Raw genomic sequence first — 13,057 nt, forward strand, 5'->3', positions numbered from 1 at the left:
TTTCACCTCCTAATTTTTTTTAATTAAACAATCTATATAAATAAGTTGATAGCTTATTTAATTAAAATCGCTGTAGCTGAAGCAGCTACTTGAATTCCGCATAATCTTCCAAGCTCTCTCATTGTATCTACATATACTATATCTACATTTTTTTCATTCGCTTTTTTGATTAAAGGACTTACAAGTTTCTCTTCCACATCTTTTGCTACATAAAGAGTTTTGCAATTATCATTGCTTATTGCTTTAGCAGCTTGTTTTATTCCTACTACATGCTTTTCTTTTATTCTGTCTACCATGCTACTCCCTCCCCATAAGAATTATATGGAGACAACTTTTAACAAATTGCCTCCATTTAAGTACATGTTAGACAATGTCATGACTTATTTTTAAATTATTAAAATCACACAAAATTTATTGTACCACCACATATAACTCATGTCAATAAAATATGTCTATTCTTCTATAGCGGTTGTTATATCCTCTTTTACCAAATCTTTATCAGTGCTTAATTTTACACTTTTATATTTTGGCATTCCTGTACCAGCTGGTATCAACTTACCAATGATTACATTTTCTTTTAATCCTATTAATGGATCTATCTTTCCTTTAATAGCAGCATCAGTAAGTACTCTGGTTGTTTCTTGGAATGATGCTGCTGATAAGAATGAATCTGTTGCTAGAGCCGCTTTTGTAATTCCTAGAAGTACTTGTTCTCCTTGTGCTTCTTCTCCTCCATTTGCGATAGCTCTTTCATTTTCTTCTCTAAAGTCAAACATATCTATCATTGTTCCTGGAAGTAAATCTGTATCTCCTGACTCTAGAACTTTAACTTTTCTAGTCATCTGTCTTACAACAACTTCTAGATGCTTATCATTGATGTCAACACCTTGAAGTCTATATACTTTTTGAACTTCAGATAGAAGATATCTTCTAACACCATCTATTCCTTTTATTTTTAGAATATCATGAGGGTTTACTGAACCTTCAGTGATTTCATCTCCAGCTTCAATTACATCATCCTTAGATACTTTTAATCTTGATCCAAATGGAATATCATATTCCTTTGTCTCTCCATCATTTCCTGTAACTATAACAGTTCTCTTTTTCTTAGTATCATCTATAGAAACAGTACCTGCTATTTCAGTTACTATAGCTAATCCCTTTGGCTTTCTAGCTTCAAATAATTCTTCAACTCTAGGTAGACCTTGAGTTATATCTGATCCAGCAACTCCACCTGTGTGGAATGTTCTCATTGTAAGCTGTGTTCCTGGTTCACCGATTGACTGAGCAGCTATAATACCAACAGATTCTCCTATATTTATTTTTTGTGCAGTCGCCATGTTCATTCCATAACACTTAGCACATACCCCTACTTTGCAATTACATGTAAATACTGATCTGATTTTAACTCTCTTAACTCCAGCATCACTTACTTTCTCTGCAAGATCTAAATCCATATAAGTATCTCTTGGAACTAAGACTTCTCCTGTTTTAGGATGAAGTATGTCTTCAGCATTATATCTACCTGTTAATCTCTCTGTTAGAGGTTCTATAACTTCATTTCCTTCTTTAATCTCAGAAACGTAAATACCTTCTTTAGTTCCACAGTCCTCATCTCTAACTATAACGTCCTGGCTAACGTCAACAAGTCTTCTTGTTAAGTAACCTGAGTCAGCAGTCTTAAGGGCTGTATCGGCATTACCCTTTCTAGCACCGTGTGTAGATATGAAATATTCAAGTACATCTAGACCTTCTCTAAATGAAGCTTTGATTGGACGTTCTATGATCTTACCTGATGGATTAGCCATAAGTCCTCTCATACCTGCAAGCTGCTTTATCTGAGATTTGGATCCTCTCGCTCCTGAGTCTGCCATCATGAATATTGGATTAAATCTATCCAAGTTATCCATAAGTGCATTCGCTACATCCTCAGTAGTTTGAGTCCATTTATCTATTACAGAGTTATATCTTTCATCTTCTGATATAAGACCTCTCTTATAAAGTTTTTCTATCTTATCTACAGTAGCTTCAGCATCCTTTAGAAGATCAACTTTTTGAGCCGGAACTATCATATCTGATGCTGCAACGGTTATTGCACCTATTGTAGAATAGTGATATCCTTTAGCCTTGATTTTATCAAGCATTATTGAAGTTTCAGTTGGACCTAACTTCATATAGCACTTATCAACAATCTTACCTAGTTTCTTTTTATCGACTAAGAAATCAACTTCTAATTTGAATTGATTTTCTTCTTTGCTTCTATCAACAAAACCTAATACTTGAGGGATAGACTCATTAAAGATAATCTTTCCAACAGTAGTATCAATTATTCCTTGTCTTTCTACTCCATCTATAACCTTTGTTAATCTAACTTTGACTTTAGCGTGAAGAGAAACAACTTTATTTTCATAAGCCATTACAGCTTCGTCTGCAGACATGAAGCATTTTCCTTCGCCTGGCTCACCGTCTTTATCTAGTGTCAAGTAATATGATCCTAAAATCATATCCTGAGTAGGTACACAAACCGGCTTACCATCTGATGGCTTTAATATGTTGCTAGCTGCAAGCATTAAGAATCTTGATTCTGCTTGTGCTTCTACTGACAAAGGCACATGGACAGCCATCTGGTCTCCATCGAAGTCAGCATTGTACGCTGTACATGCTAATGGATGAAGTTTTATAGCTCTTCCATCAACTAGAACTGGTTGGAATGCTTGAATTCCTAGTCTATGAAGTGTAGGAGCACGGTTTAATAATACTGGGTGATCTTGAATTACTTCTTCTAATACATCCCATACTTGAGCCTGAACTCTTTCAACCATTCTCTTAGCACTCTTAATATTGTGAGCTACTCCACTTTCAACAAGCTTCTTCATAACAAAAGGTTTAAATAACTCTAAAGCCATTTCCTTTGGAAGACCGCATTGGTACATCTTTAACTCTGGACCAACAACTATAACTGATCTACCAGAATAGTCAACTCTCTTACCAAGTAAGTTTTGTCTAAATCTTCCTTGCTTTCCTTTTAACATATCTGATAAAGATTTAAGAGGTCTGTTTCCAGGTCCTGTTACAGGTCTTCCTCTTCTACCATTATCAATAAGAGCATCTACTGCTTCTTGAAGCATTCTCTTTTCATTTCTAACTATGATGTCTGGTGCTCCTAAATCTAATAGCTTTTTAAGTCTGTTATTTCTATTTATAACTCTTCTGTAAAGATCATTTAAGTCTGAAGTAGCAAATCTTCCTCCATCTAATTGAACCATTGGTCTTAAATCTGGTGGAATAACAGGTATTACACTGATTATCATCCATTCTGGCTTATTTCTAGATTTTCTAAATGATTCGATTACCTCTAGTCTTCTTATTATTCTGATCTTCTTTTGACCCGTACTAGTCTTTAGTTCTTCTTTTAATTCCTTAGAGCCTCTCTCTAAGTCAATTTCTTCTAAAAGCTTCTCAACGGCTTCTGCACCCATTCCAGCCTCGAAACTTTCTTCACCATATTTATCAACTGCTTCTGCATACTCCTTCTCATTTAAAAGTTGTTTCTTTAGAAGCGGAGTTTCTTTAGGATCTAGCACAACATATGAAGCGAAGTATAATATCTTCTCTAAAGATCTTGGTGACATATCAAGAAGTAATCCCATTCTAGATGGAATACCCTTGAAGTACCATATGTGAGATACAGGGGCAGCAAGTTCTATATGCCCCATTCTCTCACGTCTTACTTTAGCCTTAGTTACTTCAACACCACAACGGTCACAGACTATTCCTTTATATCTAACTCTCTTATATTTACCACAGTGACACTCCCAGTCTTTCATAGGTCCAAAAATTCTTTCACAGAAAAGACCATCTCTTTCTGGTTTTAGTGTTCTATAGTTAATAGTTTCTGGTTTCTTTATTTCTCCTCTAGACCATTCTCTTATTTGCTCTGGGGAAGCTAAACCAATTTGTATAGCATCAAAATTGTTTAATTCAAACAAGGGTGTATCCTCCCTTCAAAATTAGTGTTCATCATTAAATCCATCAATATCTAAATCTTCACTTTCAAGATCATCAAGATTAAGTGACTCATAATCTATTTCTTCAATATCATCTTCAAATTCATCATTCTCATCTTCATTCTCGCCTTCAGCATCAGTAGTTCCAGCATCATTTGCTAAAGTTGAAGGGTTTGGTTCATTTCCTTCTATATTAACTTCTAAATCTTCCATATCTTCATCTACTGATTCTCTTATCTTGATTTCTTCATTCTCTTCATTATAAACTTTTACGTCTAAACATAAAGCTTGAAGTTCTTTGATAAGAACCTTGAATGATTCTGGGATACCTGGCTCTGGGATATTCTCTCCCTTTACAATAGCTTCGTATGTCTTAACTCTACCAACAACATCATCTGACTTAACAGTTAGTATTTCTTGAAGAGTATGAGCTGATCCATAAGCTTCTAGAGCCCAAACTTCCATCTCTCCAAATCTCTGTCCTCCAAATTGAGCTTTACCACCAAGTGGCTGTTGAGTTACTAGTGAATAAGGTCCTGTAGATCTAGCATGTATCTTATCATCAACTAAGTGAGCAAGCTTTAAGATATACATGTAACCAACAGTTACTCTATTATCGAAAGGCTCTCCCGTTCTTCCATCGTAAAGAACAGTCTTACCATCTCTTGCATAACCCGCCATCTCTAAGCAATCCTCAATATTTTGCTCTGTTGCACCATCAAATACTGGAGTAGCTATATGCCATCCTAATTTAGATGCTGCTAAACCTAAGTGGACCTCTAAAACCTGACCGATGTTCATACGTGATGGTACACCTAGAGGGTTTAAGCAGATTTGAAGTGGTCTTCCATCTGGTAAGAATGGCATATCTTCTTCTGGTAATATTCTAGAGATAACCCCCTTATTACCGTGACGTCCTGCCATTTTATCTCCAACAGATATCTTTCTCTTTTGTGCTATATAACATCTAACAAGTTCGTTTACTCCTGGTGTTAATTCATCACCATTCTCTCTAGTAAACACTTTTATATCAACTATGATACCAGCTTCACCATGAGGAACTCTTAAAGATGTATCTCTAACTTCCCTAGCCTTTTCACCAAATATAGCTCTAAGTAATCTTTCTTCAGCAGTAAGCTCTGTTTCTCCCTTTGGGGTAACTTTTCCTACTAATATGTCTCCAGATCTAACTTCAGCACCTATTCTTATGATACCTCTTTCGTCGATATCTTTAAGTGCATCTTCACCAACATTCGGTATATCCCTTGTGATTTCTTCTGGTCCTAATTTAGTATCTCTAGCTTCACATTCATATTCTTCTATATGAATAGAAGTAAATACATCGTCTCTTACAAGCTGCTCTGAAATAAGCATAGCATCCTCGTAATTGTATCCTTCCCAAGTTATGAAGCCCATTCTTATGTTCTTACCTAATCCAATTTCACCTAAGTCAGTTGATGGTCCGTCAGCTAATACAGAACCAATTTCTACTTTCTCACCTTTATCAACTATAGGTCTTTGGTTTATACATGTTCCTGGGTTAGATCTCTTAAACTTAAGAAGTCTATAAGAATCTATACCACCATCAGAATCTCTCTTAACTCTAACTTCGTTAGCGCTAACATATACTACTTCGCCAGCATTTTTAGCTTTTGGGAGTACTCCTGAATCAACAGCAGCCTTATACTCTATCCCTGTTCCAACTATTGGAGCCTGTGGCTTTAATAGTGGTACTGCCTGACGTTGCATGTTGGCTCCCATAAGTGCTCTAGATGCATCGTCATTTTCAAGGAATGGTATCATTGCTGTAGCAACAGAAACTATCTGTCTTGGTGATATATCCATAAGGTCTACATCTTCTCTTGGAATGATAAGTATGTCATCCTTAGATCTGACAGTTATCTTCTTATCTAAGAATAATCCATCTTCACCTATTAGCTCATTAGACTGAGCAATAACATATCTATCTTCTTCATCAGCTGTAAAATATCTTATCTCGTTTGTAACAACACCTGTAGCTTTATCTATAATTCTATATGGAGTTTCTATAAATCCATATTCATTAACTCTTGCATAAGTGGCTAATGAGTTAATAAGTCCTATGTTTGGTCCTTCCGGAGTTTCTATAGGACACATTCTACCATAATGAGAATGGTGAACGTCTCTAACTTCGAATCCAGCTCTTTCTCTTGAAAGACCTCCTGGTCCTAATGCTGAAAGTCTTCTTTTATGAGTAAGTTCTGAAAGTGGGTTAGTTTGATCCATGAACTGTGATAGCTGAGAACTTCCAAAGAACTCTTTTATAGCTGCAGCTACTGGTCTAATATTTATAAGAACCTGTGGAGTTATTCCTTCTTGGTCTTGAATAGTCATTCTCTCCTTAACTACTCTTTCCATTCTAGAAAGTCCAATTCTAAATTGGTTTTGTAGAAGCTCTCCAACAGATCTTAATCTTCTGTTTCCTAAGTGATCTATATCATCTACATAACCTATTGCATATGGTAATCCAAGTTCATAACTAATAGTTGCATAGATATCATCTCTGATTATATGCTTAGGTATTAATTTAGTTAAATTCTTTTTAATCTGTTCTTTTAGCTCTTCTTCATCAGAATAATTGTCTAAAAGCTCTTTTAAAGTTGGGTAATGAACCCTTTCTTTAATATTTAAAGTGCTTATATCGAAATTAACATGTGCTTGTAAATCAACAAAGTGATTTCCTATTACTCTTAAAACTTTGTCTTCGACAATTATATCAACAGAATTTATACCAGCATTTTGTATTTTTAATGCCATCTCTCTTGATATCTTTTCACCCTTAGACACGAAAATTTCTCCAGTTTCACCATTTACAACATCTTCTGCTGCTATTTGGTTAGAAATCCTAAGATTTAATGCTAATTTCTTGTTGAATTTATATCTACCAACTTTTGATAAATCATATCTCTTTGCATCAAAGAATAAAGATTCAATTAAAGATACTGCACTATCAACTGTAGGAGGTTCGCCCGGTCTCAATCTCTTATAGATTTCGAGTAAAGCTTCCTCTTTTGTCTTAGTGTTGTCTTTCTCTATTGTTGCTCTTAATCTTTCATCTTCGCCAAAATAATCAATTATTTCAGCATCACTACCATAACCCATTGCTCTTGCAAGTATAGTTATTGGAAGTTTTCTTGTTTTATCAATCCTTACATATATAACATCATTAGAGTCTGTTTCGTACTCTAACCATGCTCCTCTGTTAGGAATAACAGTAGATGCAAATAACTCTTTTCCTGACTTATCTCTTGCCTCGCTATAATAAACCCCTGGTGATCTCACAAGCTGGCTTACTATAACTCTCTCAGCACCATTTATTATAAATGTGCCTTGCTCTGTCATTAGTGGGAAATCTCCCATAAATACTTCTTGATCTTTTATTTCGCCTGTTTCAGTATTATGAAGTCTGACCTTAACCTTTAGAGGAGCTGCATAAGTTGCATCTCTCTCTTTGCATTCCTCGACAGAATACTTGATATTATCCCTGTCTAAGTGAAAATCAATAAACTCAAGCACAAGGTTACCAGTATAGTTGGTAATAGGGTTAATATCGTCGAACACTTCATATAAGCCTTCTTCCAAGAACCAATTATACGAATCTAATTGGACCTCTATAAGATTAGGCATATCAATTACTTCTTTTACCTTACCAAAACTCATCCTTGTTCTTTTTCCGTTTTGAATAGGATGTACCATTAAGCCTTCACCCCTTGTATAAACTAAAATAGCCACAAGCATAATATCCCTAAGGACTTTTATGCTTCTGGATTGCATACAACATCATCATATAAGTGTAACCATATAAATGAAAATAATTCAATTTCTATACCTTTTTATCAAATTTACTCCTATATAGAATAGTACATTTAATAATGGTATCACAACAAAAACAACTAGTCAATAGCATAGCCTAAAAAAGAGGCACTTTATTAGTAAAGTGCCTCATTATTTTAAATGCGTATTTTTACTACTTAACTTCTACAGTAGCTCCAACTTCAGCAAGCTTAGCCTTTATAGCTTCTGCTTCGTCCTTAGAAACGCCTTCTTTTAATGTCTTAGGTGCTCCGTCAACTACTTCCTTAGCATCCTTTAATCCTAAGCCAGTTAACTCTCTAACTACCTTTATAACCTTGATCTTTTCAGATCCAGCACTTGCAAGTACTACATCAAACTCTGTCTTTTCTTCTGCTGCTGCTCCTGCTGCTGCTGCTCCTGCTGCTGCAACTGGTGCTGCTGCACTTACTCCGAATTCTTCTTCGCAAGCCTTTACTAAATCATTTAATTCTAAAACGCTCATTTCTTTTATAGCTTCTATAATTTGCTCTTTTGTCATTATTGACACCTCCACATTTCGTTAATATTATGATTTGATTTCTTTTTTCTTATCTACTATTCAGCAGATTCCTTGCTTTCTTTGATTGCATTTAAAAGGTATGCAAACTTTGAAAGTGGTGACTTGATACTTCCAAGAAGTTTTGCAATAAGAATATCCTTTGAAGGTATGTTTGCTAATTGCTTTACCTTATCTGCATCATATATCTCACCTTGTACTAAACCAGCTTTAAGTTCAAGTTTCTTATGAGTCTTTGCAAAATCATTTAATATTCTTGCTGGTGCAGTTACATCATCATAACCAATAGCTATTGATATTGGTCCTTGTAAATGCTCATCTAAGCCTTCGATTCCTAGTTCCTTAGCTGCAAGAATAACTAAAGTATTCTTGTAAACTTTATATTCAACTCCAGCTTCTCTTAAAGACTTTCTTAGTTGAGTATCTTCTTCAACAGTTAATCCTTGATAACTAGCAAGAATTACTGATTGAGATTTTTGTAATTTTTCTTTTATCTCTTCAACTTTAGCTTGCTTCATTTGTCTGTTCTTGTTCACTACGCGTGCCACCTCCTCACAGTTAATAAACTGCTTATTCTATAAAACAAAGGCCTTCCCGCAGACGCAAGAAGACCACACATTAATCTATGTTATGGATCCTCGGTAGGTAGTAATCGTTACGCTCTCGCACCTACGGTCTACGGATATATTGTTTTTCAACTATTATAGTATACTACAAAGACCTTTGCATGTCAATACTATTCTAATACTTTTGATGAATTAACTTTAACTCCAGGTCCCATTGTGCTAGAAACAGATATAGATTTAATATATTGTCCCTTAGCAGCTGCTGGTTTAGCCTTTATAAGTGCTTCCATTAGAACTTTAAAGTTTTCAGCTAATTTTTCAGCTCCAAAAGATTTCTTTCCTAGTGGAACGTGAACGATAGAAGTTTTATCAACTCTATATTCAACCTTACCAGCTTTAATCTCTTGAACGGCTTTAGCCACATCAAATGTAACTGTTCCTGATTTTGGATTTGGCATTAATCCCTTAGGTCCTAAAACTCTTCCTAGTCTTCCTACTACTCCCATCATGTCTGGTGTAGCAACAACTACGTCAAAGTCAAACCAATTTTCTTTTTGGATCTTTTCTACTAAATCCTCTGCTCCAACAAATTCTGCTCCAGCTTCTTGAGCTTCCTTCACTTTATCTCCCTTAGCAAAAACTAAAACTTTAACAGTTTTTCCAGTTCCATGAGGAAGAACAACAGCACCTCTAACTTGTTGATCAGCGTGTCTTGGATCTACACCTAATCTTACAGCTAATTCAATTGTTTCATCGAACTTAGCCTTTGCAGTCTTAACAGCTAATTCCATAGCTTCTACTGGTGTATATAAAGCGTTCTTATCTACTAACTTTGCACTCTCGATATAATTCTTTCCCATTATTAAGCCTCCTTTGTGGTATTAACGGCAGTTACCTCCCACCATTTAAACATAATTAATCTTCAACAACTATTCCCATGCTCTTAGCTGTTCCTTCGATCATGCTCATAGCCGCTTCTACTGAAGCCGCATTTAAATCTGGCATCTTAGTTTCTGCAATTTCTCTTACTTTATCTCTTGAAATCTTAGCAACTTTTGTCTTGTTTGGAACACCTGAACCACTTTCGATTCCAACAGCCTTCTTTAATAATACCGCTGCTGGTGGTGTCTTAAGTATAAAACTAAAAGATCTGTCTTGATATACAGTAATTACTACTGGAATTATTAATCCAGCTTGATTTGCAGTTTTTGCATTGAACTCCTTACAGAATCCCATAATGTTAACTCCGTGTTGTCCTAATGCAGGTCCAACTGGTGGTGCTGGAGTCGCCTTTCCTGCAGGAAGTTGAAGTTTGATCATTCCTGTAACTTTCTTAGCCATGAGTTATTCCTCCTATACTGTGGTTATACGGGTTTACACCCTCCCACTTACTAAGACTTTTCGTCTCGTGAATATTATATTAATCTAATTTTTCAACTTGGTTAAATTCTAGTTCAGCTAATGTATCTCTGCCAAACATGTTAACCAAAGCTTTTATCTTGTGCTTTTCAAGGTTTATTTCTTGAATAACAGCAATAAACTCTCTTAAAGGTCCTGCTGTAACCTTGACACTTTCTCCTACCTCCAAATCTAAATCTATAGGAGTTTCCATTATGCCCATAGATTCAACTTCTTCATCGGTAAGCGGAACAGGTTTAGATCCTGGTCCTACAAATCCTGTAACTCCTCTGGTATTTCTAACTACATACCATGATTCGTCAGTCATTATCATTTTAATCAACACATATCCAGGGAATTTCTTCTTTACAACTACCTTCTGCTTCCCGTCCTTTTCTTCAACGACTTCTTCAGTAGGCACTTCTACAAAGTGTATTGAATCTTGTAAATTTCTATTTTCAATAGTTTTTTCAAGAGTCGCTTTAACTTTATTTTCATACCCAGAATATGTGTGTACTACGTACCATCTAGCTTTTTCTCCCATAATTTTAGGGATGTTAAACATCCCAACCTCCTTTTTAAATTTAAATTAGTTTAGCAATTAAATCAAAGAGGTTTTTGAAAACTATGTCAACTCCGCCTATAAATAAAATATAGATCAAACAAAAAGTAGCTACTGCTATTGATGCCTTTTTAACATCCTTTTTATCTGGCCAAGTTATTCTCTTTATTTCAGCCTTAACCTCTTTAAGGAATTTGAAAAATTTAGAGAATATATTTTTAGATTCCTTATTTTTTTTAACTTGGTCCTTCTTTGTATTATTTACATCTAAAGCCATATTATTCACATCCTTAAAATAATAATAGGTGTGAGGTCTAAACTACTTAGTCTCTTTGTGAAGAGTATGTTTTTGACAGAATTTACAATACTTCTTTAATTCTAGTCTGTCTGGATCATTCTTCTTGTTCTTCATTGAGTTATAATTTCTTTGCTTACACTCAGTACATGCTAATGTTACCTTAACTCTCATGATGTGCACCTCCATTTATATATCTATAGAAAGCTCATATTCTGTAGCTTTTCGTTGCGTATTACCTACATACTTTATCATAATTCAAAAATTGTGTCAACTTGTATTTGTTGCACCAAGCGCCACTCTCTCCTAAATTAAATCAATAAGTTCTATGTAGTATAAAACAGTTTTATTTCACAAAGGACTAGGTAACCCCTAGTCCTATGAAAATTACTTGATTAAAATTACTCTATTATGCTAGTAACAACTCCAGAACCTACTGTTCTTCCACCTTCTCTGATAGCGAATCTTAGTCCTTCGTCCATTGCTACTTCTGTTATTAATTCAACATTCATGTCGATATGGTCTCCTGGCATTACCATTTCCATTCCTTCTGGTAACTTGATTGATCCTGTAACGTCAGTTGTTCTGAAATAGAATTGTGGTCTATATCCATCAAAGAATGGAGTATGTCTTCCACCTTCTTCTTTCTTAAGTACGTATACTTGACCTACGAACTTCTTGTGAGGATGTACTGATCCAACTTTTGCTAGTACTTGACCTCTTTCGATATCTGTTCTTTGGATTCCTCTTAATAGTGCTCCTATGTTGTCTCCAGCTTGCGCTTCGTCTAGTAACTTTCTGAACATTTCTATTCCTGTTACTACTGTCTTTCTCTTCTCTTCGCTTAATCCTACGATATCTACTTCGTCTCCTACGTGTAGTATTCCTCTCTCAACTCTTCCTGTTGCAACTGTTCCTCTTCCAGTGATTGTGAATACATCTTCTACTGGCATTAAGAATGGCTTATCTGTTGCTCTTTCTGGAGTTGGGATATAGCTATCTACTGCTTCCATTAATTCAACTATACACTTAGTTGCTTCTGGATCTGTTGGATTTTCTAATGCTTTTAATGCTGATCCTACTATTATTGGAGTATCGTCTCCTGGGAAATCATACTCATTTAATAGTTCTCTTACTTCCATTTCTACTAATTCAATTAGTTCTGGATCGTCTACCATATCTGCTTTATTTAAGAATACTACTATGTAGTTAACTCCAACTCTTGAAGCTAGTAGTATATGCTCTCTTGTTTGAGGCATTGGACCATCTGCTGCTGATACAACTAGTATAGCTCCGTCCATTTGTGCTGCTCCTGTTATCATGTTCTTAACGTAGTCAGCGTGGCCTGGGCAGTCAACGTGTGCATAGTGTCTGTTCTCTGTTTGATACTCTACGTGTGCAGTGTTGATTGTAATTCCTCTTTCTTTTTCTTCTGGTGCCTTATCTATTTCGTCATACTTAAACGCATCTGCATATCCTTGGTTTGCTAAAACCGTTGTGATTGCAGCTGTTAATGTTGTCTTACCGTGGTCTACGTGTCCTATTGTTCCGATATTTACGTGTGGCTTATTTCTTTCAAATTTTGCCTTTGCCATTTTTCTATTCCTCCCTTATACTTCTTTCACAAACTCTACCTAGCGTTTTCTTTTCTCCAAAATTTTGGAGCCCACGAGCGGGCTCGAACCGCCGACCTCCGCCTTACCAAGGCGACGCTCTGCCTACTGAGCTACATGGGCACTCAAATAGAAGTGAGATATTTATTCCCACTTCTATTATTACTTTTATTATTTTAATATTTTTTTCTTTTCTTGTCAATAGATTTATACTTTTTTAGCCTTA

At 35.5% G+C, this 13,057-nt stretch carries 11 protein-coding genes, 1 tRNA gene and 1 other annotated feature; all 12 genes read right to left on the reverse strand.

Translation table 11 applies throughout. The annotated features are described in order from the left end of the window. Positions 1 to 53 precede the first annotated feature (53 nt). The 12 genes from KQH81_RS15605 to KQH81_RS15660 all read right to left on the reverse strand — a co-directional run bounded on the left by KQH81_RS15605 (position 54) and on the right by KQH81_RS15660 (position 12,954). The gene (locus KQH81_RS15605) at positions 54 to 296 is read right to left on the reverse strand and encodes a ribosomal L7Ae/L30e/S12e/Gadd45 family protein (RefSeq protein ID WP_099336536.1); all 243 of its coding nucleotides are present in this window, start codon (positions 294 to 296) and stop codon (positions 54 to 56) included. 156 nt (positions 297 to 452) lie between these two features. Continuing rightward, positions 453 to 3,989 carry a DNA-directed RNA polymerase subunit beta' gene (rpoC, locus tag KQH81_RS15610; protein WP_027639829.1) on the reverse strand — a complete coding sequence of 1,179 codons (3,537 nt, stop codon included), beginning with the start codon at positions 3,987 to 3,989 and terminating at the stop codon, positions 453 to 455. 21 nt (positions 3,990 to 4,010) lie between these two features. Continuing rightward, positions 4,011 to 7,742: a DNA-directed RNA polymerase subunit beta gene (gene rpoB / locus KQH81_RS15615; RefSeq protein ID WP_027639830.1), complete on the reverse strand. Its 3,732-nt coding sequence runs from the start codon at positions 7,740 to 7,742 to the stop codon at positions 4,011 to 4,013. A gap of 271 nt (positions 7,743 to 8,013) precedes the next feature. Then, positions 8,014 to 8,379: a 50S ribosomal protein L7/L12 gene (rplL, locus tag KQH81_RS15620; RefSeq protein ID WP_027639831.1), complete on the reverse strand. Its 366-nt coding sequence runs from the start codon at positions 8,377 to 8,379 to the stop codon at positions 8,014 to 8,016. 56 nt (positions 8,380 to 8,435) lie between these two features. Further along, entirely contained in the window at positions 8,436 to 8,933 is a 498-nt protein-coding gene (gene rplJ, locus KQH81_RS15625; protein ID WP_027639832.1) for a 50S ribosomal protein L10, read from the reverse strand. A gap of 37 nt (positions 8,934 to 8,970) precedes the next feature. Continuing rightward, positions 8,971 to 9,097: a sequence feature (ribosomal protein L10 leader region), on the reverse strand. A 36-nt stretch (positions 9,098 to 9,133) separates the two neighbouring features. Further along, positions 9,134 to 9,823 carry a 50S ribosomal protein L1 gene (gene rplA / locus KQH81_RS15630; protein ID WP_027639833.1) on the reverse strand — a complete coding sequence of 230 codons (690 nt, stop codon included), beginning with the start codon at positions 9,821 to 9,823 and terminating at the stop codon, positions 9,134 to 9,136. A 55-nt stretch (positions 9,824 to 9,878) separates the two neighbouring features. Next, a complete protein-coding gene (gene rplK / locus KQH81_RS15635) occupies positions 9,879 to 10,304 on the reverse strand; it encodes a 50S ribosomal protein L11 (protein WP_027639834.1) in 426 nt (141 codons plus the stop codon). 79 nt (positions 10,305 to 10,383) lie between these two features. After that, complete coding sequence (nusG, locus tag KQH81_RS15640) at positions 10,384 to 10,905, reverse strand: transcription termination/antitermination protein NusG (RefSeq protein ID WP_027639835.1); 522 nt, start codon at positions 10,903 to 10,905, stop codon at positions 10,384 to 10,386. Between the two features lie 40 nt (positions 10,906 to 10,945). Next, entirely contained in the window at positions 10,946 to 11,200 is a 255-nt protein-coding gene (secE, locus tag KQH81_RS15645; RefSeq protein WP_027639836.1) for a preprotein translocase subunit SecE, read from the reverse strand. A 42-nt stretch (positions 11,201 to 11,242) separates the two neighbouring features. Beyond that, a complete protein-coding gene (rpmG, locus tag KQH81_RS15650) occupies positions 11,243 to 11,407 on the reverse strand; it encodes a 50S ribosomal protein L33 (RefSeq protein WP_267890578.1) in 165 nt (54 codons plus the stop codon). Between the two features lie 212 nt (positions 11,408 to 11,619). Then, positions 11,620 to 12,813, reverse strand: a complete 1,194-nt coding sequence (tuf, locus tag KQH81_RS15655; RefSeq protein WP_074845260.1) for an elongation factor Tu — start codon at positions 12,811 to 12,813, stop codon at positions 11,620 to 11,622. A gap of 65 nt (positions 12,814 to 12,878) precedes the next feature. Beyond that, positions 12,879 to 12,954 (reverse strand) — tRNA-Thr (locus tag KQH81_RS15660). Between the last annotated feature and the right edge of the window lie 103 nt (positions 12,955 to 13,057).

Origin of the sequence: Clostridium cadaveris (assembly GCF_020911725.1) — a bacterium.
Classification (GTDB): domain Bacteria; phylum Bacillota; class Clostridia; order Clostridiales; family Clostridiaceae; genus Clostridium_X; species Clostridium_X cadaveris.